Here is a 25,865-nt window from a genome sequence, read left to right as displayed (position 1 = left end):
GGTAGTCAGTCGAGGTCTGCCAACAGCGCGTCGAGGCGCTGGCGGGCCGCCTCCGCCGCGCCCGGACCGACGACGGCATGGACCCGACCGGCCTCCACCGCGGCGATCGCGGCATCGGCGACCACGGCGGGGCTGATCGCACCACGCATCGCGTCATCGTTCCGGTCGTTGGGGACGCTGACCGCCCCCGGCGGGGTAAGACTCGCCGAGTTGGGTCCCAGCGGCGTGTCCACCAGTCCGGGGCACAACACGGTCGCACCCATATCGCTTGAGACGGAGCGCAGTTCGATGTCGAGCGTCTCCGTCAATCCGACGACGGCGTGCATGGTCGCGTTGTACGGCCCGAGGTTGGGCAGCGGGATGAGCCCGCCCGCGGACGCGGTGTTGAGGAAGTGCCCGGAGCGTTGCGCGACGAACAGCGGAGTGAAGGTCTTCACCCCGTGTACGACACCCATCAGCTTGACGTCGATGACCCACCGCCACGTCTCGATCCGCTGCTCCCACCCCGGCGTATGTTCGCACACCACCCCGGCGTTGTTGCACACCAGATCGACGCGTCCGAAGCGGTCCAAAGTGTGCGCCGCCAGCGCATCGACATCGACCGCGTCACGCACGTCGACGCGTACCCCGGTCACTGCCCCCTCGTGACCGGACAGTGCGTCGACCGCCGCGGGTATCGCATCCTCACGGATGTCGGCGATCACCACGTCGACGCCGCGACCCACCAGATGCGTGGCGAGCGCCAAACCGATTCCACTGGTTCCGCCGGTGACGACGGCGACCTTTCCGGGCTCGATCCTCATGCGGGCCTGCCTTTCTCGTCGCTACGGTGCGTTCGCGGGCACCTCGGTGTATCGCGGCTGAAAACCCTCGGGGGCGAAGGTGAATCCCTTGCCGGTCACCTCGCTCATGCACGAGACGCCCGCGTCCTGCACATTGCAACGGAACCCGGCGACAGCCAGGATCCGGTTGAATTCCAGCACCTTCGCGTCGTCGAGGACGAACTGCGCCTGCTCCAATGCCGCGAAGCGGGGTTCACCCTCGCGCTCGACGATGATCGCGTTCGGCGCGACCTGTTCACGGGCGCCGTTGTCCACCGTGTCCGGTTCGCCGGTGATGTTCATGCTGGACAGCGGGGAGGCGGCCGACTGGCAGCCCGCCTTGTCACGCGGTATGACGGCGCACGCCCAGCGTCCACTCGGCGTGGTGAAGAAGTAGACGGCCGACCCGGCTGGATGCGCGACGTAGTCGAATGCGTCGACCAGGTGCGCGCTGTTCGGCGGCGGGGCAGGCGCTTCGGAGGTCGTGGAGGTCGGCGACGCCACGAACGGTTCGTCGGTGGTGACGATCCGCTCGGCCGAGCACCCCGCGACCAGGATCGCGACGGCCGACATCAGACATAGGACACGCATCTCGGCTCTTAAGCGTGCCGGAACCGGTTTTCGTCCGCGCAGCGGGGGTGGCCGATCAGCCGGCCAGCATCGCTTTGAGCTTCTGCGCGTTCCAGACCGCGTGCCCACCCAGGTCGTTGTTGAAATAGACCAGCGTCCGTCTGCCTTCGTTCTCCCACGCCGAGATCCGGTCGGCCCAACGCCGCAACGCATCGTCGGGGTAGGAGCCCGCGTACATCGAATCCTGGTCCGGGCCGTGCATCCGGATGTACACCAGCTCACTGGTCGCCCGCGGGACACAGCGCAGACCCGCACCGCTCATCACCACGTAGGCGGCGCCGTGGCGCTCCAGCAATGCGTAGACCGCCGCGTCGTCCCAGGACGGATGCCGCAACTCCATCGCCACCGGAATGTGATCGGGCATGAGCTTGAGGAAGTGCTCCAAACGGGCGTCGTCGCGCTCGAGTTCCGGGTGCAGTTGCACGAGCAACGCCTCGCTGCGGTCACCGAGCAATTCCCAGCACCGGTCGAAGCGCTCGACCCAGGGCGCCGGCTCCCGTAACCGGCGGTAGTGCGTGAGTCCGCGTTGGGCCTTCACCGACATCGTGAACCCGTCGGGCAGCCGCTGTCGCCAACCGGCGAACGCGCTGTCCTTCGGCCAACGGTAGAAGCTGGCGTTCAGTTCGACGGTGTCGAACTCCTCGACGTAGCGGGCCAGCCGTTTGGCCGTCGGCAGCCCCGCCGGGTACAGGACGTCCTTCCAATGGTCATACGACCACCCCGAGGTGCCGATCCGGATCACCATCGCGTCATTCCCGCGCCATGACGGCGTCAGGCAGGTCGTTGTCGAGCGACACCTTGACCAAGGCGCCGGCGAGCTTTGCACACTTGCGCGGCGCCAGCGCGGCGAGCTCGTCGCTGCCACTTGGCAGTCCGAGCTTGCGCGCGGTACTGCTGGCGCGCGCGTCGAAGTAGGGGCGGATCCATGTCCAGGTGTCCTGGACCTCCCGCAGGAAGATGTCGGCGCCGGTGTCGCCGATACCCTTGAATCCCTTGAGTGAACGCCTCAGCGCGGTCGCGTCGTGATCCTCGGTCCCATCGAGATTGCGTAAATCCCCGCCGTATTCGTCGACAACGCTCTTGGAAATATCGGTGAGCCTGGTCGCCGAGCTTTCGTCGTACCGAACGTAGTGAGCACGGCCGAAGGCGCGAATCATTTCGGCGCGGTCGGCGTCGAGGACGGCCTTGGGGGTGCGCAGACCCGCGCGGAACAACTCCCGCGCGGCTTCGACCGCGATCGAGGCATCGATCGGTTTGCTCGACAGCATGCACAGGGTCAGCAGCTGAAAGAGCGGCATCGGCTTGTCCGCCAACCGGATACCGGCGTCTTCGGCGTAGGCCGTGCCCGCCTGCTCGAGGAGGCGCTTGACCAGCTTCTTACGTGCTGCGGCGTCCACGTCGGCTGGCGTACCCGCGCTCTTTCGGGGGCAAACTCTTGGCATAGTTGGTCCCGCGGATGACCCACGGTCGCAGTTGCCGCTTGGTGACCAGCCCTGCGCCGTCCACGCGCAGCCATCCGCGCATCTCTCTGCCCGCCATCACCATCGGTGCGACGTGTTCGCGCGACAACAGCTTCGCGGTGTCGTCGGGCGGCACCCGCACCATCAGGCCGCCTTGACCGCTGGCGGCCAACGCCATGTTGCCGCCGATCAAGAAGGCCAACCCACCGAACATGGCCTTCTCCTCGACTCCTTGTTCGCCGCTGAGCAGTTCGCGAATGCGGTGAGCCAGGTCCTCGTCGTACGCCATACGACGACGGTATCGCTCAGGGTCGTGACCTGCGATCGATCACGACCCCGAGCGCGGTCCTGCGGTCAGGCGGCCGCGGTGGCCGCTACCTCTGCGGGCTGCAGAGCCTGCGCGACGATGTCGGCAACGTCGGTCATCGGCTTGACCTCCAGCGCGTCAAGCACGTCGGCCGGGACGTCATCCAGGTCGGGCTCGTTACGCTGCGGGATGAAAACCGTTGACAGCCCGGCCCGTTGCGCCGCGAGCAGCTTCTGCTTGACGCCGCCGATGGGCAACACTCGACCGTTCAGCGTGACCTCGCCGGTCATCCCGACGTCCGCACGGACCTGACGACCGGTGGCCATCGACACCAGCGCGGTGACCATCGTCACGCCCGCCGACGGACCGTCCTTCGGCACGGCGCCCGCGGGCACGTGCACGTGGATGCGACGGTCCAGAAGCTTGGGGTCGACGCCCAACTGCTCGGCATGCGAGCGCACGTAGGACAGCGCAATCTGCGCGGACTCCTTCATGACCTCGCCCAGCTGCCCGGTCAGTTGCAACCCGGGCTCACCGTCGGTCGCCCCGGCCTCGATGTAGAGCACATCGCCGCCGAGGCCGGTGACCGCCAACCCGGTGGCCACCCCCGGCACCGCCGTGCGCTCGGCAGATTCCGGCAGGAAGCGCGGACGCCCCAGGTACTCAACGAGATCCGGCTCGTCGACGGTCAGGCTGGTGATGTCGCCGGCAGCCAGCTTCGTCGTCACCTTGCGCAGCGCCTTGGCCAGCAGCCGCTCGAACTGGCGCACCCCCGGCTCGCGGGTGTAGTCCGCGGCGATCTTGCGCAGCGCCGCCTCGGTGACGATCACCTCGTCCTCGGTCAGCGCCGCCCGCTCGCGCTGCCGGGGCAGCAGGAAGTCGCGGGCGATGGCGACCTTGTCGTCCTCGGTGTAGCCGTCGATCTGCACCAGTTCCATGCGGTCCAGCAGGGCCGACGGGATGTTCTCGATGACGTTGGCCGTCGCCAGGAACACCACGTCCGACAGGTCCAGATCCAGGTCCAGGTAGTGGTCGCGGAACGTGTGGTTCTGCGCCGGGTCCAGGACCTCCAGCAGCGCCGCCGCGGGGTCCCCGCGGAAGTCGGAGCCGACCTTGTCGATCTCGTCGAGCAGCACCACAGGGTTCATCGAACCGGCCTCGCCGATGGCACGCACGATGCGACCGGGCAGCGCACCGACGTAGGTGCGCCGGTGGCCGCGGATCTCGGCCTCGTCGCGCACGCCACCGAGGGCAACGCGAACGAACTTGCGGCCCAACGCGCGTGCGACGCTCTCACCCAGCGAGGTCTTGCCGACACCGGGGGGACCGGCCAGCACCATCACCGCGCCAGAACCGCGGCCGCCGACGACCTGCAACCCGCGCTGGGCGCGGCGCGCCCGCACAGCCAGGTACTCGACGATGCGGTCCTTGACGTCCTCGAGGCCGTGGTGATCGGCGTCCAGGATCTCCCGCGCCGTCCTCAAATCGGCGGAGTCCTCGGTGTGGACGTTCCACGGCAGGTCGAGCACGGTGTCCAGCCAGGTGCGGATCCAACCGCTCTCCGGGCTCTGATCACTTGCGCGCTCGAGCTTGCCGACCTCGCGCAGCGCGGCCTCGCGCACCTTCTCTGGCAGGTCCGCGGCCTCGATGCGGCCGCGATAGTCGTCGGAGCCGTCGGGTTCGTCCTCGCCGAGCTCCTTGCGGATGGCGTTGAGCTGCTGGCGCAGCAAAAATTCCTTCTGCGTCTTCTCCATGCCCTCACGGACGTCTTCGGCGATCTTCTCGTTGACCTCGACCTCGGCCAACTGAGCACCCGTCCACTCGATCAGCGCACGCAACCGCTCAACCACGTCCGGCGTCTCGAGCAGCTGACGCTTCTGAACCTGGGTCAGGTACGACGCGTAGCCCGCGGTGTCGGCCAGCGCCGACGGATCGGAGAGCTGGTTGACGAAATCGATGATCTGCCAGGCTTCACGCCGCTGCAGCATCGCCAGCAGCAGCTTCTTGTACTCGGCCGCGAGCTTGAAGGCCTCCTCGGTGACCTCGGATTCGTCGACCACGGTCACCTCGACCCACAGCGCCGCGCCGGGTCCGGTGGCGCCGGCGCCGATGTGGGCACGGCTCTCGCCCCGCACCACCGCGGCGGGTCCACCGACCATGCGCCCAATCTGCACGATCGAAGCCAGCACCCCGTGCGAGGGATAACGGTCCTCGAGGCGGGGAGCGATCAGCAGTTCTCCGGACTCGCTCGCGCGGGCGGCGTCGACCGCGGCGCGCGCGGCCTCGTCGAGCTCGATCGGCACCACCATCCCGGGCAGCACGATCGACTCGCTCAGGAACAAGACCGGAACAGTCTTGGCTTCAGCCATCAATCCTCCAAAGTTTGAGTCTGTTGCGCTCAACCTTGGGGTGACCTGGTTTGTTCCCTCACCCGTCGCGCGGTGTACGCGCACCGCGAAACACCCCCGAGACGGCAGGAAGCCTGCCGTTCGGGGTAAACGGCAGGCTCCCTGTGTGGGTGGATCTACGCGGTGCGGTTACGCACTGGCCTGTGCACCCAGCACCCGCTGGATGTCAGGCTTCATCATCTCCAGCTGCTGACCCCAGTAGCCCCAGCTGTGAGTCCCCTGTGCCGGGAAGTTGAACACCCCGTTGGTGCCACCCGCCGCGACATAGTTGTCCTTGAAGGTGACGTTGGTCCGCAACGTGAAGCCTTCGAGGAACTGGGCCGCCATCAGGTTCTGGCCGGCCGCGCCGCCATCGAGATCCGACGGCGTACCGGTGCCGCAGTAGATCCAGATGCGGGTGTTGTTGGCCACCAACTGGTTGATGTTGATCATCGGGTCGTTGCGCTTCCACGCCGGATCCGATGACGGACCCCACATGCTCTCGGCGTTGTACCCACCCGCGTCTTGCATGGCGAGACCGATCAGCATCGGCCACCAGCCCTCGGACGGGTTGAGGAAGCCCGACAGCGAAGCGGCGTAGATGAACTTCTGCGGGTGATAGATCGCGTACGTCAGCGCGCTGCTGCCGGCCATCGAAATACCCACCACGGCATTGCCGTTCTGCGACACGCCCCTGTTGGCTTCCAGCCACGCCGGGAGTTCCTGGGTCAGGAACGTCTCCCATTTGTAGGTGTAGTCCTGGCCGTTACCCCGCGACGGCTGGTACCAGTCGGTGTAGAAGCTCGACTGTCCGCCGACCGGCATGACGACCGAGAGCCCGGACTGGTAGTACCACTCGAAGGCCGGGGTGTTGATGTCCCAACCGTTGAAGTCGTCCTGGGCGCGCAGGCCGTCGAGCAGGTACACCGCATGCGGCCCACCGCCCTGGAACTGGACCTTGATATTGCGGTTCATCGCGGGGGAGAACACGTCGAGATACTCGACGGGCAACCCGGGCCGCGAGAACGCTCCGGCAGTGGCCGAACCCCCGGCGAAGCCGATCAGCCCGGGCAGCGCCGCCACGGCGAACGCCGCCACCGCCATTCGGCGAAACAGTTTTGTACCGGTACCCCGGCACCTCTCCAGAATCTTCATAACGGCAACCAACCCACCTTTCATCGCTTCCACAAGCAATTGCCGTTTGCTGTGCGTGGGTAATGAAACACGTACTCGCGCCGCCAATGTCGACCCGACATGCGGTTGCCACATCGCGGTTGGCTAACGATTACGACTCAGCGGGGACTCACGAACACCGAAAACCGGCTGTGACCTGTGTGGTCAGAGTGACTCAGGCGAAGTCGCGCGGCGGGTCCGCCACGCCGGGCCGCAGCCGATGCAGCTGCGTGACGTGCCGCGGCCCCAGCTCGCTCAGCGACCTCACCCCGAGTAGCTGCATTGTCCGCCTGACCTGCTGCGTAAGGATCTCGACGGCCCGGTCGACACCCGCTTCGCCGCCGGCCATGAGCCCGTAGAGGTAGGCACGACCCACCAGCACGAAGCGCGCACCGAGCGCAATGGCAGCGACGATGTCGGCGCCGGACATCACCCCGGTGTCCAGCAGAATCTCGGTCGTGTCGCCGAGCTCGGCGGCGACGCTGGGCAGCAGATGGAATGGCACCGGCGCGCGGTCGAGTTGGCGGCCACCGTGATTGGACAGCACGATGCCGTCCACTCCCAGTTCGGCGACGGCCCTGGCGTCGTCGAGCGTCTGGATTCCCTTGACCACCAACTTGTTCGGCCACTGCTTCTTGATCCACACCAGATCGTCGAAGTTCACCGTGGGGTCGAACATGGTGTCGAGATACTCGGCCACAGTGCCCGGCCATCGGTCCAGCGACGCGAAAGACAACGGTTCTGTGGTGAGCAGGTCGAACCACCAGCGCGGGTGGGGAATGGCGTCGAGCACCGTTCGCAGCGTCAGCGTCGGCGGGATCGACATGCCGTTGCGGGTGTCGCGGTGGCGCGCCCCGGCGACCGGCACGTCGACGGTGGCGAGCAGCGTGTCGTACCCTGCGGCGGCGGCCCGTTCGACGAGGGCCATCGACCGCTCCCGGTCCTTCCACATGTACAGCTGAAACCAGTTGCGTCCGTGCGGGTTAGCCTGTTTGACGTCTTCGATCGATGCGGTGCCCAGCGTCGAGAGCGCAAACGGGATGCCGGCCCGCGCGGCGGCACGGGCGCCTGCGGTCTCGCCCGCGGTGTGCATCAGCCGGGTGAAGCCGGTGGGCGCGATGCCGAACGGTTGCGCGACGGGACCGCCGAGCACCGTCGCGCTGGTGTCGACGCTCGACACGTCACGAAGGATGGTGGGGTGAAACTCGATGTCGCGGAAAGCTTGTCGCGCACGAGCCAGTGACAGCTCGTCCTCGGCGGCGCCGTCGGTGTAATCGAACGCCGCCTTCGGAGTCCGTCGCTTGGCGATGCGGCGCAGGTCCTCGATCGTCAGCGCCGACGCCAGCCTGCGGTGCGTCGCGTTCAGCTGGGGCTTCTTGAACTGCAGCAGCGGCGCCAGGTCCCGCGGATGTGGGACGCGACGGCGCGTCATCTTGGCGCCTCGGTCGGCGTGCCGCTCATAGTCGTCATTGAATCGCACAGGTTAGCTTGTCAGACTGGCCGATGACATGGCGAAAGACAGATCGGCATCCGGCGACCCGTTCGACCTGCAGCGCTTCGTGGACGCCCAGGAACGCGTGTACGCCACGGTGCTCGACGAACTGCGCGCCGGCCGCAAACGCAGCCATTGGATCTGGTTCGTGTTCCCCCAATTGCGCGGGCTGGGTAGGAGCCCGACCGCGCAGCGGTACGGGATCGGGTCCCTCGCCGAAGCTCGGGCGTACCTCGCCCATGACGTGCTCGGTCCGCGCCTGCGGGAGTGCGCGGGCCTGGTCGCCCGCAGTGACCAACCGTCGGCCGACGGCTTGTTCGGGTGGCCGGACAACCTCAAGGTCCGCTCGTCGATGACGTTGTTCAGCCGCGCCGCCGAGGACCCCGATGACGAGGCGCTCTTCAGCCGCGTGTTGACGAAGTACTACGACGGCGAACCCGATCCGCTGACCGTCGAACTGCTCAGCGAGGAGCGATGACCAGCCAGCCGTGCGGCCCGACCTCGTAGGTGGTGACGACCTCGGACGGCGGTGCGCCCGAGCCCGCGAGGACTTCCGCCCGATCGAATCCCAGGTCGGGCAGCGAGATCGCCAGCGGTTCGTCGCCGATGTTGAGCGCGACGATCAGCGACTCGGCTCCGGCGCGGCTCTGGTACACGTACTGGCGGTTGGTCAACAGCAGCGGCGAGGTGCGCGCCGTGTGCAGCCACGCGTGGCGTCGGCGCAACCCGATCAGGAACTTGTGCAACCGGAAGACGTCGGCGCCGTGTTCGTCGACGTCGAGCGGGGGAGTCGCGAATTCGGGGCGCACCGCGTCGTCGCCGCCGAACCGTTCCTCTTTGATCCCCTGGAACGCGAACTCGTCCCCGGCGTAGATACTCGGCGTACCACCGGTCGTCATCTGCAGCACCAAGGCGTGGTCGAGGTGGCGGATGTCGTCGAGTTGGCTGGCGATCCGGGTGACATCGTGGTTGCCGATGAAGGTCGTGGGCACGAAGGTGTCCAGAAACTCATTGTGCCGCACCAGCGCCCAGTCCAGCTCGTGAAAGTTGCCGTCGTTGAGCGCGCTCCACGCGGCCTTCCACAGTTCGTACTGGGTCACCGAGTCGAAGCCGGATTCACGCACCCGGTGCGCGTAGTCGCCGTGGATGATTTCGGCGAGGAAGTACGCGTCGGGGAACTGTTCGCGAACGCGTGGGAGCACTCCGGCCCAGAACTGGTCGGGGACCGCGTAGGCCGCGTCGAGGCGCCATCCGTCGGCGCCGCGCCGCAGCCAGTGCGTCATCACGTCGACGACGTAGTCAGTCACCGCCGGGTTGTCGTGGTCCAGCGCCACGAGGTCGCCGTGTCCCTCGAACACGTCGACACCGTCGCCTCGCGTGCGCAGCCACTCGGTGTGGGCGAAATCGGTTCCGACATGGTTGAAGACGCCGTCGAGCAGGATCCGAAGTCCGCGGCGGCGTGCCTCTTCGACCACCGTGTCGAAGTCGTCGTCGCCGCCGAGTCGCGGGTCGATGTGGAGGTGGTCGGTGGTGTCGTAGCCGTGTGTTCGTGAGGAGAAGATCGGCCCCAGCGCGAGCCCGGAGGCGCCGAGTTCGATCGCGTGGTCAAGCCAGTCGAGGATGCGCAGCAGCCGATGCTCGTCCGGCCCCGGCGGCGGGTCGGCGGGATGCGCGCCGACGAAGCCGAGCGGGTAGACATGCCACCAGATCACGTGCTCGACCCAGCCCGGTTCGGAGACGGCCGCGGAGTGCGAGAAATCCGTCATGGCTTGAACTTCGCTTCGTAGAGGGTCTTCATCGCCTCGCTGAACTGCTCGGCGGGCCCGTCCACCTCGATGTCGGGGGCGATCGTGGTGATCGGTAGCGACACCACCGGCGGTGGCGGCGCCCCCCATTCGCCCAGCCATCTTGTCAACTGCTCCGACGAAGCGGCGTACACGATGCGGCCGAGCCCGACCCAGGCGTGGGCCGCCGCGCACATCGGGCAGTGCTCGCCGGAGGTGTAGACGGTGGCGGCGGCCCGCTCCTGCGGTGTCAGGTTGGCCGCCGCCCAGCGCGCGATCGCGAACTCCGGATGGCGCGTGCGGTCCCCGTCCTTGACGCGGTTGCGGTCCTCGAACAGTGTGCGTCCTGCGTCGTCGACGAGAAGGGAGCCGAACGGCTCGTCGCCGCCTTCCAGCGCTTCACGCGCCAGCTCTACGCAGCGGCCGAGGCGGGCGAGATCGTCATCGCTGATGGCCACACGTCGGAGTCTACGGATCAGTCGCAGCAGGCCGGGGGCACGTCCAGCCGACAGGCGCAGGACGCGCGGACAACGACGTCGGCGCGCGCCGCTGCGAGGGTGAGCTGTTGACCGATGATCGCCGCCTCGGCGTCTCGGCCCAGCCGCTGCAGGCATTCGTGATAGCCGTGCAGGCTCCACACGTTGTTCGGATGCTGGCACGGCCGGGGCAGCGTGGGATCGAGTCCGAGGTCGGCGGCATAGACCGCGGCGGCCTCCTCGACGCGACCCTGTTCGAGCAGGAGCGCACCGTAGGCGTGGCGGGTCGGCTGCATCCAGCCCCAGGGTTCGTCGTACGGCAGCGCGTCGTCGAGTTCGATCGCCCGCCGCAGATGCGCGAATGCGGTCTCGTAATCTTCGGCGCGGTAAGCGATCTCACCGTCAAGCATCTTGGCGGCGATCGCCAGGATGTCGATCACGGTGTTGTTGAACAGGTATCGGCTCTCGGGTATGCGGTCGTAGGCTTCGGCGAACGCCTCGCGTTCGGCGCGGGCTTGTTCCAGGTTGCCCGTGGCGGCGTGCGCGACGCCGCGTCCGTAGTGGATGGTTGCGACGGTGCTGCAGTACAGCTGCGCGTCCTCGGGCAGGGGTTGGGCTATCAGGTCGGCCCAGCGGCCGAACCTCACCATCACATGGGTGCGCAACGGCACGAACGCTTCGAGCCAGTCGGCCATCGGCGGAGACTCGATCGCCAGCAGTTCGGGGCTGAGCTGGGCGGCCAGCTCATCGGCGGCGGCGAACGCGGCGCGTGAATTGCCTTCGAACATCGCCGAATACACCACGAAGTGCAGGTTGTGCGCCCGGTACAGGGAGTAGAAGTTCAGTGGCCCCTCGTGTTCGACGAACCTTCGGTCCACGTGTATGGCCGCCTGATTGGCCACCACCGAGTCGCGGTAGTTGCCGCACAGCACGTCGATGTGGCTGGGCATGTGCTGCAGGTGGCCGGCGTCGGGCACCAGATCGCGCAGCAGGTCCGCGGCGGGCAGCGCATCCTGCGGGGCCGCCGACATCTCCATCGTGTGTACATAGAGGTGCAAGACGCCAGGATGGCTACGGCCCGCCGCGGTGGCCAACGCGCCGTCGAGGATCCGTTTGGCCGCCACCACACGCGAGCCCGGCGCGGGCTCACCGGTTCTGGTGTCCCACAACGCCCATGCCGTCACGTTCACCAGTGCGTCGGCAGCCAGTGCCTGCACATCGACGTCGTCGGGGTGGGCCTGCGCCAGCGCCGCCATCGAGTCGGCGTACTGTGCGCCACCGGCTTCGAGCGCCTGGGTGTCGTCGGGGTCGTCGGTGGGGAAACGGGTCTGCAGCGCGGCGATCAGCCCGCGCTCGACCGGTGATGCGCGATGGTCGCCGGCCAGTCGCAACTCCATCCTCGCGCGTGCCAGGGACGCGGCCGCATCGACGGGATCGAAGGCATCCCAACCCTTGTTGTAGTTCGGCCCTACCGCGTACGCGATGCCCCAGCGGGCGATCCCCAACCCCGGGTCCAGTGCGAGTGCCCGCTCGAAGCAGCGGATCGCTTCCTCGTGGTTGAACGCGTAACTCCATACCATTCCGCGGTCGAACCACACCTGCGCCTGCGGCGACGGGGTGTCAATCGGCCGGTGATACGACCCGAGGTCGTAGTAGGTCTCGTCGCCGAGCGCGATGCTCATGAACGGCACGATAATTCACCCGCGCAGCTCCCGAGCATCTTCTGCGGCTCCAGCGCAAGGCGACGAGTGATTCGACAACCCGCACTGCAACGTGTTCTAGTTCTTGCGTGGTGGAGTTCACCGACATCGGCGACGTGTCCGCAGCGGAGATCGACCGGCTGCGTGGTGTCTACGGCCCGCTCGCCGAATCGGTCCGACAGTTGATCGACGCGACGATCCGCACCGAAATGGACGCCGACACGGTCGCGGCGATCCGCGAGAAGATCGACGGCGCGACAGCTGCTCTGCGATCACGGCAGATCGACGGACCCTTCGGCGTGCGCTTCACCACCGGCGGAGACCGGCTGCCGTGGGGGAACCCGGTGATTGGACTGCGCAACCCGATCGCACCACCGTTGACCATCGAGCACGCTGAGGACGGAACCGTGTACGCCGACTTCGAACTCGGCGCCGCCTACGAGGGCCCGCCGGGACATGTGCACGGCGGGATCTCGGCGCTGATCCTCGACCACATCCTCGGCGAGGTCGCCGCCAACTCGATCAACCCCCGGTTCACCGGAACCATCACCCTGCGGTATCTGCGCCCGACGCGCCTCGGGCGGTTGCACGCCGAGGCGACGACCACGAGGTCCGAAGGCATCAAGTCCTATGCGACGGGCTATCTCGCCGACGACGAGGGTGTGACAGTGGAAGCCGAGGGTGTGTTCATCGAGCCGAAGTGGGCTCGCGGATAGCGGCGATCCCCGACAAGGCACGGGTGATCGCGCCGATCTCGGCGACCAGCACGCGGGCGGCCCCGTTGTCACCGGGTAGCCCCTCGGCCTTCTCGCGGACCTGCTGATAGGCGGCCGTCACGGCCGCGATGTCCACCGTCCACGGTGTCCCCGGATTGGGCGGCGCCCCTCGCAGCGCATCGACGAAATCGTCGACAGCGGCGACGAACTCAGGAGTCAACGTGGGTGGCGGCCGGTTCGGCAGGTTGGCCTCCAGCGCGGTGCACGAAATGGTGACGGCGTTCAGCGCGGTGCGGTACGACCGCAGCCACCGGCGCAGCTCGCGGGACTCCATCCGGGTCGCACCCGACGCGGCTTCGAAGCCGGCGCGGGCGCGGTACGCGTGTTGCCACGCCGATGACACCGCGTCGGCCGGACGATCGAGGGGATGGACATAAGCCCTGACCACCGTTGCGGCGTAATCGATTTCGGTTTTGAGGAGCTCCCCGGCGCGGTGATGCAGCCGGGTCAGCGCGTGGTCGGGCAACGCGACGTGCGCCAGGACCGCGAGCCCGCCGCCGACGACGATCGAGAACAACCGGTCCTCGAGCGTCGCACCGGAGGTGATGGCGTCGATTTCGAGGAAGAACACGACAGAAGCAGCCACGGCCGCGCTGGTGGCGATGTATCCCGTCCTGGTCGCGGCATACGTCGCGGCGAGGCCCAGCGTGGCAAGTGCGGCGGCGACCAGACCGGTGGGATGGGCCACCATCACGATCACCGACGCGACGACGACCCCCGTCGCTATGCCCGCAAGCCGACCGATGCAGCGCGTATAGGTGTGAGCGGTCTCCGGGCGCAGCACCATGAGCACAGTCAGCGCGATCCAGTAGCCGTGCGCCACGGGAGCGAGTCGGTCCGCGCCCGCGGCGAGCGCGACCGCCGAGGACAGCCGGACGGCGTGACGGAACAGCGGTGACGTCAAGCTCATGTGGGAACGGACGGAGGTCAGCGCCCCGCGCGCGGGGCTGATCAGGTCGGGCCGATACAGATCGGGAAACCGCAACTCCGCCGCTTCATGCAGTTGCTGGGAAAGCCGTTTTACCTCAGGGCTTTCCGGCTCGTCCAGTGCGGCCGCCGCGGCGTCCAGCCGGACCAGACCGTGCTCGGCGTTACGCCGCGCGACGTGGGTGTGATCGGCGATCGCGTCGAGGACCTCGGCCGCTGCCGCCAGCACCCGGGAGACGTCGTCGCGGTCGCCGACCGGGGTGCCGCGCAGCATGCGCAGCGTCGCCATGATCCGTTCGGGCAACCGGTGCCCACCTCGGTACGCCTCGGGTCGTCGGCCCGCCTGGGTGTCGATGAACGCATCGCGCAACGACGGCTTCAGCGTCGCACCGGCAGGTGTCTCCGCATCGTGGGCGAGCTGACGCGCATCCGTGGCCAACGCGTCGTATGCGTCGGCGAGCGCCTCGCGTTGAGTGCGCCATCGCTGCGGCGGCCAGAGCGCGATCAACCCCGCCTGCAGGGCACCGGCGACGATCGTCAGGGCGGTCGGGACGAGGACGGACGACACCGACGGAGACAGCGGCGGCGCGATCACGAACAGCGCTCCGCCCGCGGCCGCCACCATGCCCGCGTTGTTCCCGACGGCCCACTGCAGACCGGCCCCGAAGCACCACAGCGCCAGCACGACGATGAACACGACGTCGAACGAGGAGAGCAAGGACCCGAAGAAAACGGCCGCGCCCATTTGCACGGCGACGATGAGCACTCGGGCGATCCGCCCGCCGGGACTGTCCTGCAGGGCCACGGCGCCGGCGACCGCACCCGCGCCGGCGGCCCAGACCGCGGTGGCCCCGGAGTCCCACAGCAGCGCGATCGAGGCCATCGCCAACACCCCGAGCAGGCTTCTGACCACCGCCCACGGTTCGGGCATGGTCGGACGGAGGGCATCGATGACCCTGCTGCGGGTGCTCACGTACTCATTCTGACGCTTCCGCGCGGCATCGCAGGGACATCACACGCGTCAATTTATCGATGTTGCGGGGATGTAACCGGCCACCGCCGGGCAGCCCGGCACCGCGAGCTCAAACCTCATGTGCCACAGCACAAACCCGTTACCGGCGAGACGTGGTCGGTGTCGTCGATTCGCCTGCGCCGACGCGGGTGGGGCGTTAGAGTCAGCCGACGGGGTGGGGCGACAGCATCGGAGGTGCCGGTGGCGCATACCGCTGTCGCGCGCGAATCGACAACCGATGCCGGCCCGCCGTTCCGTATTACGAGCACCCCGTCTCATGAGAACCACCGAGTTGATCCGTGCACGTCGACGGTGGCTCGGCCAGGGCAACGAAGGGAATCGTCATGAGCACCGCGGCCGAGCGAGCAGCACAACTCGATCTGGTGGCCCGGTTGAAATCGGCCTATCCCGAACTACCGGATGCGCCGACGCCGGATCTGCTCGATCACAACCGGATCACCGCATATCTGAAACCCGTCCACGATGTCGGCGGGGAACCGGATGCGCCCATGAAGTACGAGAACAAGCAGTACGAACTCTGGGAGCACATGACCTATGTCATCTGCGAAGTGCTGGCCTGGCGCGGCATCTGGCTTTCCGAGGAGCGCCGCCGTATCGGCAACGTCGATGTGGGCCGAGCCGAGTATCTGGGGCTGCCGTACTACGGCCGCTGGCTGTTGGCCGTCGCCCGCGTGCTCGTCGAGAAGCACCACATCGGCCTGACCGAGTTAAGTGAGCGGATGGCAGAGGTCAAGGCCCGCTACGAGGGTGGGCTGGCGGGCAAGAAGTTGGAAGCCAAGCCGAAGTTCGAAGGCGACGGAGCAGACGTCAAGCGCAATGCCCACCATAAACACGCGGTGGGCAAAGGCGACCCGCAGGTCTATGCCGGGCAGGCCGATGAACCCAAGTTCAAGGTCGGCGATGCGGTGGTCGTGCGTGAATTACCGGTGATCTTCTACACCCGCACACCCGAATACGTACGCGGCGCACGCGGTGAGATCGCGACCGTCGCCTACGAAAGTCCGGCGGCCGAGGACGAAACCTGGGACCGCCCTGCCCAACCGGAATGGTTCTACGTCGTGCGGTTCAACATGTCGGAGTTGTGGCACGGCTACACCGGCACCGGCGACGACGTCATACAGACCGAGATCCCCGAGCACTGGCTGGAGGCCGCTTCATGACACACCACGATCACGATCACGATCGCACCGTGGCGCCGATGGTCGACGAGATCACCGACTTCGAGGTCCTCGAGATCGCGTTGCGCGAACTGTGCATCGAGAAGGGCATCTTCACCGCCGAGGAGCATCGCCGCTTCACCGAGTTCGCCGAACAGATCGGCCCGACGCCCGCGGCTACGCTCGTCGCCAGGGCGTGGCTGGATCCCGAGTTCAAAGCGCTCGCGCTGGCCGAACCCATGACCGCCAGCAAGGAGGTCGGAGTGGACTGGATGGAGCCGACCGGGTTCGGAACACCCAGCGACTTCACGGCTTTCGAGATCCTCGCCGACACACCCGACGTGCACAACGTGATCGTGTGCGCGCTGTGCTCCTGCTATCCGCGCCCGATCCTGGGCAACTCACCGGAGTGGTACCGCACACCCAACTACCGCAGACGGATGGTGCGCTGGCCGCGTCAGGTGCTGGCGGAGTTCGGTTTGTATCTGCCCGACGAGGTGACCGTTCGCGTGCAGGATTCCAATCAGAAGCACCGCTTCATGGTGATGCCCATGCGTCCAGAGGGCACCGAGGATTGGACCGGGGAGCAACTCGCCGAAATCGTCACGCGGGACTGTCTGATCGGCGTCGCCCTGCCCAAGCCGGGCGTCACCACCAACGTCATCACGGACACCCGGCCGGCCGTCCACCCGGCCTCGGAAGCATGAGCGGCACACCGGATCCCGGTATCGAACAGACCACGGTCGCACCGCTCGAAGAGATCGTCGAACGCAATCAGGTCTGGTCCCGGATGGCGGCGAAGTACGGGGTGGAAAACCCTGTGCCGCCGTGGAAGACCAGCCTGGACGGGCTCTGCGACGCGCTCGACCGGGCCGCATGCGAGGCCGACATTCCCGACTTCAAAGCGCGCCGAGACGAAGAGGACGTCTTGACGGCGACGCGCTACGCCCAGTTGCCCTATCCCGAGAACCAACTGGTGGCGCTGGCGCACTCGCTGGTCGCCCGAGGTGTTATCGACGAGAACGAGCTCAGGCAGCGACTGACCCGCATCCGCGAACGGTTGGAAGCCTGACGGCTGAGACGCGGTAGGTTCCCGTCGTGGAGAAAGTCGTCATCACGCTGCGCCGGGCCAACGCCGACGACGCCTGGTGTGCGCGTCTGCACGGCCAGGTCGTCCCGGATCTGCTGAGCCTTGACCCTCCGGGTCTGACGCTGAACGTGCGCGACGGGGTGGTCCGCGACTCGCTGATGACCCTCACCACGCTGGATCCACCGGTGGTCGGCTTCGTCAGCCTCTGGGCCCAGCAGCATTACGGCGATCAGGTCACCGCAGCCCTGGCCAGACTCCGGCAGGAGGTCGAGGACGTGGCGGCTTACCTGGTCACCGAATCGGTCCCGATAGCCCCGCCGGACAGCGCGCCGGGGGAGCGGACGGAGGGATTCGCCAACGTCGCGCTGCTGCGCAGGCCCGCCGACCTGGACGAGGCGACCTGGTTGACCCGCTGGCACATCGACCACACACCCGTGGCCATCGAAACCCAGTCCACGTTCGGCTATACGCAGAACGCCGTCGTGCGGGCCCTCACGCCGGGCGCACCGCCGGTCTCGGCGATCGTCGAGGAGCTGTTCCCCTCCGCCGCGCTATCCGATCTGCACGCGTTCTTCGGCGCGGACGATGACGACGAGTTGCGCAGACGCATGGAGCGCATGGTGGCCAGCACGTCGGCATTCGGCGCGAACCGCGACGTCGACACGGTCCCGACCAGCCGCTACGTGTACCGGACGCCCTTCGCGAACTCCTCTACGGTGCAAGGAGAGTCATGACCACACTCGACGATGCCATCGCGCTGGCCGCGGCCGAGAGTGGGCTGGCCGTGGTGTCGACGTTGCGCGCCGACGCCACCATTCAGGCCTCACTCGTCAACGTCGGCAAGCTGACACATCCGGACACCGGGGCACCGGTGCTCGGCTTCGTCACCTACGGCAAGGTCAAGCTGGCCAACCTTCGTGCGCGCCCGCAACTGGCGGTGACCTTCCGCCGCGGGTGGCAGTGGGCGACCGTCGAGGGCGACGCCGAGCTCGCCGGTCCCGACGATCCTCAACCGTGGCTCACCGGCCCCGACAGGTTGCGGCTGCTACTGCGGGAGGTGTTCCAAGCCGCGGGCGGAACCCACGACGACTGGGCGGAATACGACCGCGTGATGGCAGAGCAGCGCCGCACCGTGGTACTCGTCGCACCCACCCGGGTCTACAGCAACGGCTAACGCTTAATCTGCTGCGGTGGCTGAAACGACCCTGCGGATTGCCGACGACAACCGGATTCGCACGCTTACCCTGAACCGGCCGGACGTGCTCAACGCGTTCAACGAGGAGTTGTACCTCGCGACCGCGACCGCGCTGAGGGAGGCGGCCGCCGACGACGAGGTCGCGGTCGTCCTGCTGACCGGGGAGGGACGCGCGTTCAGCGCGGGCAACGATCTCAACGAGATGCAAAGGCGCATCACCGATCCCGCGTTCAACGAACAGGGCAGCCACTTCACCACGATGATCGACGCGCTCGCCGATTTCCCCAAACCGCTGATCTGTGCCGTCAACGGCGTCGGCGTCGGCATCGGGGCGACGATCCTCGGCTACGCCGACTTGGTCTTCATGTCGGCCGACGCGCGGCTCAAGACGCCGTTCACGAGCCTGGGTGTGGCGCCCGAGGCGGCGTCGTCGTATTTGTTGCCGCGGCTGATCGGTCGGCAGAACGCCGCATGGCTGCTGATGTCGTCGGAATGGGTGGACGCGGCCGAGGCGCACCGGATGGGTCTGGCCTGGAAGGTGTGTCCACCCGAGGAGTTGTTGGCCGAGGCACGCAGGCACGCCGAAGTCCTCGCTTCGCGGCCCATCGCCAGCCTCATGGCGGTCAAGCAGACGATGACGGCGCCAACCCGCGAGGGAATCGACGCCGCGACGGCAAGAGAGAACGAACATTTCGCGGTGTTGATGGGCGCGGCGGCGAACGCGAGTGCGCTGGCCGACTTCACCGGCAAACGCGACCAGTGACGCGAGGCTAGTGATTCACCGCTCTGGGCGCCGCGTCGTCGGCTTCGCAGTGCGCCGCGATGATCGCCCGCAGGGTGCGCCGGCACCTCCCGCAGTCGCCGCCGGCGCCGCAGGCCTCGGCGACCTGCTTCGACGTCCGTGCGCCGTTGGCCACGCATTCGGTTACGTCGTGGCTGGTGATTCCCATACACAGGCAGACAAACATCGCGCCCGTCACCCCTGCCCGTCGATGCTCATCAGGTGGGCGAACCGACCGATGAAGTGGCTCGGATACGGACCCAGTCCCGAGTTGGTCATCCACTCCGCGGCCGCGTCCGGGTGATCGATCCACTGCCGCGCGGCGGCTTCATCCTCGATCTCCTGCAGGATCATGACTTCCTGCCCGTCGTCGAGGGCACGGTAGACCCAGATCTTGCGCACCCCGCCGCGCTTGAAGCGCTCGACGCCGTCGTGGATCTTGACCATCAGGGCCGACACGTCCTCGACCGACGACATGACGCCCACGACCACCCGGCCGACGTGATCGGCGGGCGAGGGCGGGTAGAGGTCGATCTTTTCGACCACTTCGCCACCGAAGATCGGCGGGATGTCATCGACGCCGGCGATGTCGAACCACTCGAAAACCGCCGATGACCGAAGAACGTCACGAATTGATCGCGCATTGCGGATTCCAATTGTCACCAGGACGCGGTTGGGCTCCCAGATCGACTCGTATACGACGACATGATGGGCGCCGATTGACTGCAGATTATCGCGACGCTTTTTGAGCCATTTCCACATTCGCTCGACATCAGCGACGCGAAAATCGCACGCCAAAATCAATGAGTGCAGATCGATCTGACCCATCGATTCTTCCCGTCTCGCTCGTACCCTCGCCAATGGTTAGCGCAGTCTAACCTTACTTAGCCTAGGCAGTCCAGACTAGGCCCCGGATCTGCGCCTCGAGTCGCCGGAGCGGTTGAGAATCCACGGAAAAACACGCGTTGCGCAGGTTTTAAAGCGCGCTTGCGCGGCGTAACTGCACTAGCGTTGAAGGTGCACGACCGACAGCGAGTCTTGACCAGCCCTCAAGTGCCTAGGAGCGATCATGCAAGGCGATCCGGACGTCCTCAAACTGCTCAATGAGCAATTGACGAGCGAACTGACGGCCATTAACCAGTATTTCCTGCATTCCAAGATGCAGGCGAATTGGGGCTTCACCGAACTCGCCGAATACACGCGCAAAGAGTCCTTCGAAGAAATGAATCACGCGGAGGACATAACCAACCGAATTCTCCTCCTCGACGGGCTGCCCAACTATCAGCGACTGTTCTCGCTGCGGATCGGCCAGACCCTGCGCGAGCAGTTCGAGGCCGATCTCGCGATCGAGTATGAGGTGCTCGAGCGCCTGCGCCCGGGCATCATCATGTGCCGCGAGAAGGGCGACGCGATCTCGGCGACGCTGCTCGAGAAGATCCTCTCCAACGAGGAGGAGCACATCGACTACCTCGAGACCCAACTGCAACTGATGGACAAGCTGGGCGACGAGCTCTACGCGGCCCAGTGTGTGTCGCGCCCGCCGACCGCCTTGTAGCGCACCCGCCCACTCCCGCGCACTGTCCTCCATGTGGCCCTCCATGTGGCCCCTCCATGTGGCGCGAACGTGCGCGTCTGCACAGGACACACCGCGCTTTTGCAGCGTTTTGTGCACGCTCGCGGCGGCAACCCTCACCCGGTGCGTAACTTTCATAGCCTTCCTAACGATATGGCTGAAGGATTCGCATCGGAAGGGAAGCAGTGACGAGGCACGCCACGACAACGGCCGCCGATCCCGCCGCCGGCGGCACGGAGATCGGCCCGCGGCGCCGCAACGCCATCTTCGTCGCGGTGCTGCTCGGGATGCTGCTGGCCGCACTGGACCAGACGATCGTGGCGACCGCACTGCCGACCGTGGTCGCCGACCTCGGCGGCGCGGGCCACCAGTCGTGGGTGGTGACGAGCTACCTGCTGGCGTCCACCATCGTCACGGCCGTCGTCGGCAAGCTCGGCGACCTGTTCGGCCGCAAGAACGTCTTCGGCGTCGCCGTGCTGTTCTTCTTGGCCGGTTCAGTGCTGTGCGGGATGGCCGGTTCGATGACCATGCTCGTCGCCTCCCGGGCGCTGCAGGGCGTCGGCGGTGGAGCCATCATGGTCACCGCGATGGCGTTGATCGGCGAGGTCATCCCGCTGCGCGATCGCGGTCGCTACCAGGGTGCCCTCGGCGCGGTGTTCGGTGTCACCACCGTGATCGGGCCGCTGCTCGGCGGGTTCTTCACCGACCACCTCACCTGGCGGTGGGCGTTCTGGATCAACGTGCCGGTCGCGCTCGTGGTGCTCGCTGTCGCGGCGGTGGCAATCCCGCCGCTGGCCAAATCCGGGAAGGCCGTCATCGACTATGCGGGCATCGTGTTCGTCGGACTGGGCGCCTCCGGGTTGACGTTGGCCACGAGTTGGGGCGGCAGCACGTATCCGTGGTCCTCGACGCCCATCATCGCGTTGTTCGTTGGCTCCTTCGCGGCCCTGGCCGTCTTTGTGTGGGTCGAACTTCACACCGCCGAACCGATCCTGCCGATCCGGTTGTTCGCCAGCCCGGTCTTCACCGTGTGCTGCATCCTCGGGTTCATCGTCGGGTTCGCGATGCTGGGCGCGTTGACGTTCCTGCCGACCTTCATGCAGTTCGTCAACGGCGTCTCGGCGACGACGTCGGGTCTGCGCACGCTGCCGATGGTCGCCGGCATGCTGATCACCTCCATCGGAAGCGGCCAGATCGTCGGGCGCACCGGCAGATACCGGATCTTCCCGATCGCTGGCACCGCGACCATGGCGGTGGCGTTCCTGTTGCTCTCCGGTATGGATGCGGCGACACCGACCTGGCAGCAGTCGCTGTATCTGTTCATCCTCGGCACCGGGATCGGCCTGTGCATGCAGGTGCTCGTCCTCGTCGTGCAGAACACCTCGAGCTTCAGCGACCTTGGCGTGGCCACCTCTGGGGTCACCTTCTTCCGGACCATCGGAAGTTCGTTCGGCGCAGCGATTTTCGGCAGCTTGTTCGCCAACTTCCTCGCCGACCGGATCGGACCGGCGCTGGCCACCAGCGGTGCGCCGGCGCGCGCAGCGGAGTCACCACAGCTGCTTCACACGCTGAGCCCGCAGATGGCCGCGCCGATCGTCGAGGCCTACGCCGACTCGCTGGGCCGCGTGTTCCTGTTCGCGGTACCCGTGGCAGTTGTCGGCTTCGTCGTCTCGCTGTTCCTCAAAGAGGTGCAGCTGCGTGAGGTCGAGACGGTGTCGGCCTCGGATCTGGGTGAGGGGTTCGGGATGCCGAGCACCGAATCGCCCGAGAAGATCCTCGAAGTGGCCGTCGGCCGGTTGTTCCGCGACTCGCCGGAGATCCGGCTGCGCAGCCTGGCCCGGGAACCCGGATGCAACCTCGACGTCAGCCAGATGTGGGCGCTCCTTCAGATCTACCGGCAAAACCAGGTATTCGGCTCGGCGACGCTGACCGACATCGCCGAACGGCTCCGGGTGCCGCACGAGATCATCGAGCCGACGTTCGACGATCTCGTGCGACGCGGTCTGGCGCTTCGCACCGACGAACGACTCTGGCTGACGCAGAACGGGATCCGGCAGGTCGACGCCATCTCGACGGCGATCGTCGGCCGCATCGTCGAGAAGTTGGGCACCTCGCCGTCCTTCGAGGGGCGTCCGGACCGGTTCCAGGTCGAGGCCGCATTGGAGCGCATTGCGCACCGAATGCTTCTGCAGCGCGACTGGACCGACGACCGCGCCCAATTGGTCACCACCGGCTGACTCTGCGGGTCCAAAACTAGAACGCGTTCCAATTCGACGGCGGCGAGCGTACGATGCGGCCATGAGTCGAATTGGGGATTTCGCCGACGATGACGCTGCCGCCTGGGTGACGATGTCGCCGGATATCGGCATCGCGATGGCCGGCTTCACCAATGCGGTTTACACGAAGAACCGGCTGCCGATGCGGGTTCGCGAACTCGCGCGCATGGTCATCGCTCTGGACAACGAATGCGTGGTGTGCCAGAACACCCGCGACTCCGAAGGTCTGGCGGCAGGCGTCGACGAGGACCTCTACAACCACGCCGCCGAATGGCGAACCTGGCCGGGCTACACCGCGGAGGAGCGGATCGCCGCAGAGTTCGCCGAACGGTTCGCCAGCGACCACACCGGCCTGCGCGACGACGAGGACTTCTGGCAGCGCTGCCGCGAGCACTTCTCTGAAGAGTTGCTCACCGATCTGGCGCTGTCGTGCGCGATGTGGCTGGGCATGGGCCGCATGCTGCGCACGCTCGACATCGGCCAAAGCTGCAAGATCACGCTGTAGGTCCAAGCGGGGCGCGCTATTGTGCGCAGCCGTGGGCTTGCGTCAGACGAGTCCGGTCGCGTCGAACACCCATGACATGTCGGCGTTGGCGAAGTCTTCCATCCACGTGGCCGGCGCGTTGTTGGCCAGCGCGCCCATGTCCCAGTAGTCCTTCCACAGCGTGATCTTGCCGTCCTCGACCCGATGCACACTGACGAATTTCAGTACGGCTGATTCACCTGTGGCCCAATGCCATTCCTCGGAATGCTCGTACATCACGTCCGCGCCGTTGTCGACCAGCAACCCCGTGAAGTTCTCGTAGGAGGCCAACGGCTCCAAGCCGATCTTGAGCCGCTTGACGATGTCCTCCGGCCCACGCGCCGCGGCCGCCGGACCTACGGGCACGTCGAGGTAGATGCAGTCGCCGGACAGAAAGGTCTTGACCGCCTCCCAGTCACGCGCCGACAGCGCCTTCCACATGCCGAGAACCGTATCCTCAACCGACACTGGCCAATTCCCCTTCCTGCTCGACGAGCGCGGGCGCCTTGTGCGCTGCGCGCAGGAACCGTCCGGTCCGCCGTTTGCCGACGAGGTCGGTCGGCTTGCCGTCGAGGAAGACCGCGCGGCCGCCGACGAAGACACCCGATACAGTGTCGTCGTTGCGGTTGACCATTCGCGACAGCCCGCCGTAATGGTCAACGCGCTCTTCGGCGTAGCGGTCCAGCGAGTCGTCGAGGTGCGCGGGGTCGACGATCACGATGTCGGCGCGGTCGCCGATACGCAGGTGCCCGGCGTCCAGGCGATACCAGTCGGCGAGCTCACCGGTGAGCCGGTGCACCGCGTGTTCGACCGTCATGAACGGCCTCCCGGCGCGTTCGGCGCTGTACACGTGGCGCAGCAACCGCAGACCCATGTTGTAGAACGCCATGTTGCGCAGGTGCGCACCGGCATCCGAGAAGCCCATCTGGATGCCGGAATCGGCGGCGAGCTTCCTGAGCACCTCGGGACGATGGTTGGAAATCGTGGTGCGCCAACGCAGCGCCGTGCCGTGTTCGAGCACCAGGTCGAGGAAGGCGTCGACGGGATGCACGCCGCCGCGCTCTTGACCGACCTGTCCGAACGACTTGCCGACGATCGATGCGTCCGGGGACGCGACGATCTCGGCGTCGAAGAAGTCGCGCTGCCACACCCGGATACCGAGCTTGCTCTTGTACTCCTTGCGGAACCGGCGCCGGTAGGCCGCATCACGCATGAGCTCGTTGCGCTCGACCTCGTCGCGCAGATGCAGCGCCGCCGCGCCCGCGCCGAATTCCTCGAAGACCACCAGATCGATGCCGTCGGCGTAGACCTCGAAAGGGACCGGCAGATGCTGCCAACGGAAGTTGCCGCCGAGCCTATTGACCAGCCGCGCGGCCGGACCGAGCGCGTGAATGCTGTACGGGTTCGATTTCACGTCCGCGGCCGACAACAAGCTGGTTTTGAGCGGATTGCGGATGAGGCCCAGCGACTGCGCCAGCTGCGACCCGAGGTTGAGCGGGTTCTCGATGTCGGGGCCGGACTGCAGAACCCGGCCTGCGCGTCGCAGCAACGCCTTCAACCTACGCAGCTCGCGTGGTTTGGCGTAGGTCGACGGCAGGGTCCTCGACCGGCACACGTCACCGTCGAGCTTGTCGAAAAGCAGCTGCTGCGAGGACATTCCGACGAATCCGGCTTCCAGCGCCTCGGACAGCCAACGCTCCATCTGAGCTTGTTCGGCCTTGGTGGGGCGCTGGTCCTTACGCGTGGCGCGGTCGAGTCCCATGGTCGCCGCGCGCATGTCGGAGTGACCGATGAATGCCGCGATGTTGGGGCCGAGCGGCCGGGATTCCAGCGCCTGGATGTATTGCTCGCAGTTCGACCAGGTCTTGTGCTCTTCGACCGCGGCGATCACGTTCTCGCGGGGAATCGCCTCGACCCGACCGAAGATGTCACCGGCGTCGCTGGCGTCGACGTGCACCGTCGACAGCGAGCAGGACCCGAGCATCACCGTGGTCACACCGTGCCGCAGCGACTCGGCGAGGGCGGGACCGTTGAGCACTTCGACGTCGTAGTGGGTGTGGATGTCGAGCATGCCGGGCAGGACCCACTTACCCGTCGCGTCGATGACTTGCGGGCACCCGGTCGCGTCGAGATCGTCTTCGCTGACCGCCACCACACGACCCGCGCGGATACCGAGGTGGCGGATCGCCGACGGAGCGCCAGTGCCGTCGAACCAGCGGCCGTTGCGGATGATCGTGTCGTAGGTCACCCCGCCATAGAACAGCCCAGCGGTTGCCATGTCAACGAAATGTGTGAACAGATTCG

General features: G+C 66.8%; 27 protein-coding genes. 11 read left to right on the top strand and 16 right to left on the bottom strand.

Annotated features, from left to right (window positions below; genetic code table 11):
• Positions 1-5 precede the first annotated feature (5 nt).
• The 8 genes from CEX88_RS11775 to CEX88_RS11740 all read right to left on the bottom strand — a co-directional run bounded on the left by CEX88_RS11775 (position 6) and on the right by CEX88_RS11740 (position 8,210).
• Positions 6-803: an SDR family NAD(P)-dependent oxidoreductase gene (locus CEX88_RS11775; RefSeq protein WP_094293625.1), complete on the bottom strand. Its 798-nt coding sequence runs from the start codon at positions 801-803 to the stop codon at positions 6-8.
• A gap of 21 nt (positions 804-824) precedes the next feature.
• On the bottom strand, positions 825-1,394 hold the full coding sequence (locus CEX88_RS11770; protein WP_238382052.1) for a hypothetical protein: 570 nt from the start codon (positions 1,392-1,394) through the stop codon (positions 825-827).
• Positions 1,395-1,467: 73 nt separating this feature from the next.
• Entirely contained in the window at positions 1,468-2,196 is a 729-nt protein-coding gene (locus CEX88_RS11765; RefSeq protein ID WP_094293623.1) for a DUF72 domain-containing protein, read from the bottom strand.
• 4 nt (positions 2,197-2,200) lie between these two features.
• Entirely contained in the window at positions 2,201-2,893 is a 693-nt protein-coding gene (locus CEX88_RS11760; protein ID WP_202931464.1) for an HhH-GDP family DNA glycosylase, read from the bottom strand.
• Positions 2,829-3,200 (bottom strand): TfoX/Sxy family protein, encoded by a 372-nt coding sequence (locus CEX88_RS11755; protein ID WP_094293621.1) that lies wholly within the window; start codon positions 3,198-3,200, stop codon positions 2,829-2,831. The genes CEX88_RS11760 and CEX88_RS11755 overlap by 65 nt, the downstream gene beginning before the upstream one ends.
• Positions 3,201-3,265: 65 nt before the next feature.
• Positions 3,266-5,587 (bottom strand): endopeptidase La, encoded by a 2,322-nt coding sequence (gene lon, locus CEX88_RS11750; protein WP_094293620.1) that lies wholly within the window; start codon positions 5,585-5,587, stop codon positions 3,266-3,268.
• A gap of 168 nt (positions 5,588-5,755) precedes the next feature.
• On the bottom strand, positions 5,756-6,760 hold the full coding sequence (locus CEX88_RS11745; protein WP_066843850.1) for an esterase family protein: 1,005 nt from the start codon (positions 6,758-6,760) through the stop codon (positions 5,756-5,758).
• A gap of 193 nt (positions 6,761-6,953) precedes the next feature.
• Positions 6,954-8,210, bottom strand: coding sequence for an alpha-hydroxy acid oxidase (locus CEX88_RS11740; RefSeq protein WP_094293700.1), 1,257 nt, complete (start codon positions 8,208-8,210; stop codon positions 6,954-6,956).
• Between the two features lie 76 nt (positions 8,211-8,286).
• Between CEX88_RS11740 and CEX88_RS11735 the strand changes: the two genes are divergently transcribed.
• On the top strand, positions 8,287-8,748 hold the full coding sequence (locus CEX88_RS11735) for a DUF1810 domain-containing protein (protein WP_094293619.1): 462 nt from the start codon (positions 8,287-8,289) through the stop codon (positions 8,746-8,748).
• Here CEX88_RS11735 and CEX88_RS11730 read toward each other — a convergent pair.
• Genes CEX88_RS11730 through CEX88_RS11720 form a run of 3 tightly spaced genes read right to left on the bottom strand, consistent with a single transcriptional unit; the run spans position 8,732 to position 12,212 of the window.
• Positions 8,732-10,036 (bottom strand): alpha-amylase family protein, encoded by a 1,305-nt coding sequence (locus CEX88_RS11730; protein WP_094293618.1) that lies wholly within the window; start codon positions 10,034-10,036, stop codon positions 8,732-8,734. The genes CEX88_RS11735 and CEX88_RS11730 overlap by 17 nt on opposite strands.
• Complete coding sequence (locus CEX88_RS11725) at positions 10,033-10,512, bottom strand: nucleoside deaminase (RefSeq protein WP_094293617.1); 480 nt, start codon at positions 10,510-10,512, stop codon at positions 10,033-10,035. The genes CEX88_RS11730 and CEX88_RS11725 overlap by 4 nt, the downstream gene beginning before the upstream one ends.
• Before the next feature lie 17 nt (positions 10,513-10,529).
• Positions 10,530-12,212, bottom strand: coding sequence for a tetratricopeptide repeat protein (locus CEX88_RS11720; protein WP_094293616.1), 1,683 nt, complete (start codon positions 12,210-12,212; stop codon positions 10,530-10,532).
• 107 nt (positions 12,213-12,319) lie between these two features.
• On the opposite strand from CEX88_RS11720, the gene CEX88_RS11715 reads away from it, so the two are divergent.
• Positions 12,320-12,946 carry a PaaI family thioesterase gene (locus tag CEX88_RS11715; protein WP_094293615.1) on the top strand — a complete coding sequence of 209 codons (627 nt, stop codon included), beginning with the start codon at positions 12,320-12,322 and terminating at the stop codon, positions 12,944-12,946.
• Here the strand turns inward: CEX88_RS11715 and CEX88_RS11710 are convergent.
• Positions 12,918-14,864 carry an FUSC family protein gene (locus CEX88_RS11710; protein ID WP_094293614.1) on the bottom strand — a complete coding sequence of 649 codons (1,947 nt, stop codon included), beginning with the start codon at positions 14,862-14,864 and terminating at the stop codon, positions 12,918-12,920. The two genes, CEX88_RS11715 and CEX88_RS11710, sit on opposite strands and share 29 nt — an antisense overlap.
• A gap of 425 nt (positions 14,865-15,289) precedes the next feature.
• Here CEX88_RS11710 and CEX88_RS11705 point away from each other — a divergent pair, with 425 nt between their 5' ends.
• The 6 genes from CEX88_RS11705 to CEX88_RS11680 are packed head-to-tail and all read left to right on the top strand — an operon-like array spanning position 15,290 to position 19,171.
• Positions 15,290-16,126: an SH3-like domain-containing protein gene (locus CEX88_RS11705; RefSeq protein ID WP_094293613.1), complete on the top strand. Its 837-nt coding sequence runs from the start codon at positions 15,290-15,292 to the stop codon at positions 16,124-16,126.
• Positions 16,123-16,830 carry a thiocyanate hydrolase subunit gamma gene (gene scnC / locus CEX88_RS11700; protein ID WP_094293612.1) on the top strand — a complete coding sequence of 236 codons (708 nt, stop codon included), beginning with the start codon at positions 16,123-16,125 and terminating at the stop codon, positions 16,828-16,830. Before CEX88_RS11705 ends, scnC begins: the two co-directional genes overlap by 4 nt.
• Positions 16,827-17,195 (top strand): thiocyanate hydrolase, encoded by a 369-nt coding sequence (locus tag CEX88_RS11695; RefSeq protein ID WP_094293611.1) that lies wholly within the window; start codon positions 16,827-16,829, stop codon positions 17,193-17,195. Before scnC ends, CEX88_RS11695 begins: the two co-directional genes overlap by 4 nt.
• Positions 17,196-17,221: 26 nt before the next feature.
• Complete coding sequence (locus tag CEX88_RS11690; protein ID WP_066843830.1) at positions 17,222-17,947, top strand: EthD domain-containing protein; 726 nt, start codon at positions 17,222-17,224, stop codon at positions 17,945-17,947.
• Complete coding sequence (locus CEX88_RS11685) at positions 17,944-18,387, top strand: TIGR03618 family F420-dependent PPOX class oxidoreductase (RefSeq protein WP_094293610.1); 444 nt, start codon at positions 17,944-17,946, stop codon at positions 18,385-18,387. The genes CEX88_RS11690 and CEX88_RS11685 overlap by 4 nt, the downstream gene beginning before the upstream one ends.
• Positions 18,388-18,403: 16 nt before the next feature.
• Positions 18,404-19,171, top strand: a complete 768-nt coding sequence (locus CEX88_RS11680; RefSeq protein WP_094293609.1) for an enoyl-CoA hydratase/isomerase family protein — start codon at positions 18,404-18,406, stop codon at positions 19,169-19,171.
• Between the two features lie 7 nt (positions 19,172-19,178).
• Here CEX88_RS11680 and CEX88_RS11675 read toward each other — a convergent pair whose 3' ends face one another.
• Together CEX88_RS11675 and CEX88_RS11670 are read right to left on the bottom strand one after the other, a co-directional pair.
• Positions 19,179-19,376, bottom strand: coding sequence for a (2Fe-2S)-binding protein (locus CEX88_RS11675; protein WP_064393752.1), 198 nt, complete (start codon positions 19,374-19,376; stop codon positions 19,179-19,181).
• 8 nt (positions 19,377-19,384) lie between these two features.
• Positions 19,385-20,017 carry a fatty-acid--CoA ligase gene (locus CEX88_RS11670; protein ID WP_066843816.1) on the bottom strand — a complete coding sequence of 211 codons (633 nt, stop codon included), beginning with the start codon at positions 20,015-20,017 and terminating at the stop codon, positions 19,385-19,387.
• A gap of 241 nt (positions 20,018-20,258) precedes the next feature.
• Between CEX88_RS11670 and bfr the strand changes: the two genes are divergently transcribed.
• The 3 genes from bfr (at position 20,259) to CEX88_RS11655 (ending at position 23,543) form a co-directional block, all read left to right on the top strand.
• Positions 20,259-20,744: a bacterioferritin gene (bfr, locus tag CEX88_RS11665; protein ID WP_064418619.1), complete on the top strand. Its 486-nt coding sequence runs from the start codon at positions 20,259-20,261 to the stop codon at positions 20,742-20,744.
• Positions 20,745-20,947: 203 nt separating this feature from the next.
• A complete protein-coding gene (locus CEX88_RS11660) occupies positions 20,948-22,999 on the top strand; it encodes an MDR family MFS transporter (RefSeq protein WP_094293608.1) in 2,052 nt (683 codons plus the stop codon).
• Positions 23,000-23,060: 61 nt separating this feature from the next.
• Positions 23,061-23,543 (top strand): carboxymuconolactone decarboxylase family protein, encoded by a 483-nt coding sequence (locus CEX88_RS11655; protein ID WP_094293607.1) that lies wholly within the window; start codon positions 23,061-23,063, stop codon positions 23,541-23,543.
• A 42-nt stretch (positions 23,544-23,585) separates the two neighbouring features.
• Here CEX88_RS11655 and CEX88_RS11650 read toward each other — a convergent pair whose 3' ends face one another.
• Complete coding sequence (locus tag CEX88_RS11650; RefSeq protein WP_202931463.1) at positions 23,586-24,002, bottom strand: nuclear transport factor 2 family protein; 417 nt, start codon at positions 24,000-24,002, stop codon at positions 23,586-23,588.
• Positions 24,003-24,018: 16 nt separating this feature from the next.
• Positions 24,019-25,839 carry an N-acyl-D-amino-acid deacylase family protein gene (locus CEX88_RS11645; protein WP_094293605.1) on the bottom strand — a complete coding sequence of 607 codons (1,821 nt, stop codon included), beginning with the start codon at positions 25,837-25,839 and terminating at the stop codon, positions 24,019-24,021.
• Between the last annotated feature and the right edge of the window lie 26 nt (positions 25,840-25,865).

Origin of the sequence: Mycobacterium neumannii (genome assembly GCF_002245615.1) — a bacterium.
Taxonomy (GTDB): Bacteria; Actinomycetota; Actinomycetes; order Mycobacteriales; family Mycobacteriaceae; genus Mycobacterium; species Mycobacterium neumannii_A.
Note: the sequence above shows the minus strand (reverse complement) of the source record. Positions and strands in the feature narration are given on the sequence as shown.

What these genes read in the sequence shown, in the direction of transcription:
- CEX88_RS11685 (WP_094293610.1), top strand. Translation starts at nt 17,944, where the DNA reads ATGACCACACTCGACGATGCCATCGCGCTGGCCGCGGCCGAGAGTGGG.
- CEX88_RS11670 (WP_066843816.1), bottom strand. Translation starts at nt 20,017, where the DNA reads ATGGGTCAGATCGATCTGCACTCATTGATTTTGGCGTGCGATTTTCGC.
- CEX88_RS11765 (WP_094293623.1), bottom strand. Translation starts at nt 2,196, where the DNA reads ATGGTGATCCGGATCGGCACCTCGGGGTGGTCGTATGACCATTGGAAG.
- CEX88_RS11775 (WP_094293625.1), bottom strand. Translation starts at nt 803, where the DNA reads ATGAGGATCGAGCCCGGAAAGGTCGCCGTCGTCACCGGCGGAACCAGT.
- bfr (WP_064418619.1), top strand. Translation starts at nt 20,259, where the DNA reads ATGCAAGGCGATCCGGACGTCCTCAAACTGCTCAATGAGCAATTGACG.
- CEX88_RS11760 (WP_202931464.1), bottom strand. Translation starts at nt 2,893, where the DNA reads ATGCCAAGAGTTTGCCCCCGAAAGAGCGCGGGTACGCCAGCCGACGTG.
- lon (WP_094293620.1), bottom strand. Translation starts at nt 5,587, where the DNA reads ATGGCTGAAGCCAAGACTGTTCCGGTCTTGTTCCTGAGCGAGTCGATC.
- CEX88_RS11735 (WP_094293619.1), top strand. Translation starts at nt 8,287, where the DNA reads ATGGCGAAAGACAGATCGGCATCCGGCGACCCGTTCGACCTGCAGCGC.
- CEX88_RS11695 (WP_094293611.1), top strand. Translation starts at nt 16,827, where the DNA reads ATGAGCGGCACACCGGATCCCGGTATCGAACAGACCACGGTCGCACCG.
- CEX88_RS11755 (WP_094293621.1), bottom strand. Translation starts at nt 3,200, where the DNA reads ATGGCGTACGACGAGGACCTGGCTCACCGCATTCGCGAACTGCTCAGC.
- scnC (WP_094293612.1), top strand. Translation starts at nt 16,123, where the DNA reads ATGACACACCACGATCACGATCACGATCGCACCGTGGCGCCGATGGTC.
- CEX88_RS11770 (WP_238382052.1), bottom strand. Translation starts at nt 1,394, where the DNA reads ATGTCGGCCGTCGCGATCCTGGTCGCGGGGTGCTCGGCCGAGCGGATC.
- CEX88_RS11675 (WP_064393752.1), bottom strand. Translation starts at nt 19,376, where the DNA reads ATGTTTGTCTGCCTGTGTATGGGAATCACCAGCCACGACGTAACCGAA.
- CEX88_RS11655 (WP_094293607.1), top strand. Translation starts at nt 23,061, where the DNA reads ATGAGTCGAATTGGGGATTTCGCCGACGATGACGCTGCCGCCTGGGTG.
- CEX88_RS11745 (WP_066843850.1), bottom strand. Translation starts at nt 6,760, where the DNA reads ATGAAGATTCTGGAGAGGTGCCGGGGTACCGGTACAAAACTGTTTCGC.
- CEX88_RS11730 (WP_094293618.1), bottom strand. Translation starts at nt 10,036, where the DNA reads ATGACGGATTTCTCGCACTCCGCGGCCGTCTCCGAACCGGGCTGGGTC.
- CEX88_RS11645 (WP_094293605.1), bottom strand. Translation starts at nt 25,839, where the DNA reads ATGGCAACCGCTGGGCTGTTCTATGGCGGGGTGACCTACGACACGATC.
- CEX88_RS11740 (WP_094293700.1), bottom strand. Translation starts at nt 8,210, where the DNA reads ATGACGCGCCGTCGCGTCCCACATCCGCGGGACCTGGCGCCGCTGCTG.
- CEX88_RS11705 (WP_094293613.1), top strand. Translation starts at nt 15,290, where the DNA reads ATGAGCACCGCGGCCGAGCGAGCAGCACAACTCGATCTGGTGGCCCGG.
- CEX88_RS11710 (WP_094293614.1), bottom strand. Translation starts at nt 14,864, where the DNA reads ATGCCCGAACCGTGGGCGGTGGTCAGAAGCCTGCTCGGGGTGTTGGCG.
- CEX88_RS11650 (WP_202931463.1), bottom strand. Translation starts at nt 24,002, where the DNA reads ATGTGGAAGGCGCTGTCGGCGCGTGACTGGGAGGCGGTCAAGACCTTT.
- CEX88_RS11720 (WP_094293616.1), bottom strand. Translation starts at nt 12,212, where the DNA reads ATGAGCATCGCGCTCGGCGACGAGACCTACTACGACCTCGGGTCGTAT.